Here is a 927-nt window from a genome sequence, read left to right as displayed (position 1 = left end):
CGCGGCCACCACAGGCAGCCCCACCAGATCGGCACGCAGCCCCGCTGGCGGCGGGGGCAACGAGGCACGCACATCGTGCAGCAGGATCTTCTGCTTCGCGACGTCCTGGAGCTCGACACCAAAACTGATCACCGCCTGCCGGGCGTCGTCGCGCACGACGGCGGCGCTGAGGTAGTGCGGGAGCTGCTCGAGTCCGGCCGTGATCTGGTCGGGTGTCGGCGAGGAGCCGAGGAAGGCCAACAGGCCGGGCAGGCTCACGATGGGATGCAGGTCGCCACCGAAGCGCCGGATGGTGGTGTCCTCGGCCTGTCGCATCCAGGCCAACGCCTCCGGCGTCACCACGTTCACCCCGCTGACCAGGATCTGGACTTCGCCCGACGATCCGAGCACGTCCTCGGCGTGCTGCGCGTCGGCCAGGGCGGGCACGCCCTGGGCGAGCCGGTCCGGCCGGGCTTCGACATCGAGAAACGCAAGCGCCGACCAGCCCAGTCCCGCGACAGCGACAAGCACGATCAGCACGCCGACCCGGCGTGCTCTCGACATCGTCGGTACCGGCTCGTCGTCCGCCGGTGGTTGCTCGACCTCGGTGTTCACGACCCGGTACCGGAACAGGATCGCCAGCCCGACGGCCACCAGGACACCGGCCGCGAGCGCGAATCCGAGGTCCCGGACGAACGGCACCGGCGACAGCCCCAGAGAGGCAAAACCCGCGGTGCTGGCCAGTGCCGCTACGAGCACGCGCCGCGGGTCGGCTCCCCGGATCAGGTAGGCGGGAAAGTCGCTGCCGATCCCGACGAGGATGGGAAGGAACGCGACGACCCCGAGCGAGAGCGGATGCCCCAGCCACCCGAGGGCCGCGAGCGTGAGCACTGTCGCGCCGAGTGTCGCGACCAGGGGCAGCAGCCGGTGGCGTCTGCGCCGCACCCA

At 71.1% G+C, this 927-nt stretch carries 1 pseudogene; it reads right to left on the bottom strand.

What is annotated here, in order from left to right:
• Window positions 1-927: pseudogene (locus DD1DGNOD_RS28010) on the bottom strand (RND transporter); the annotation flags it as partial.

Origin of the sequence: Candidatus Protofrankia californiensis (assembly GCF_900634765.1) — a bacterium.
GTDB lineage: Bacteria > Actinomycetota > Actinomycetes > Frankiales > Frankiaceae > Protofrankia > Protofrankia californiensis.
Note: the sequence above shows the minus strand (reverse complement) of the source record. Positions and strands in the feature narration are given on the sequence as shown.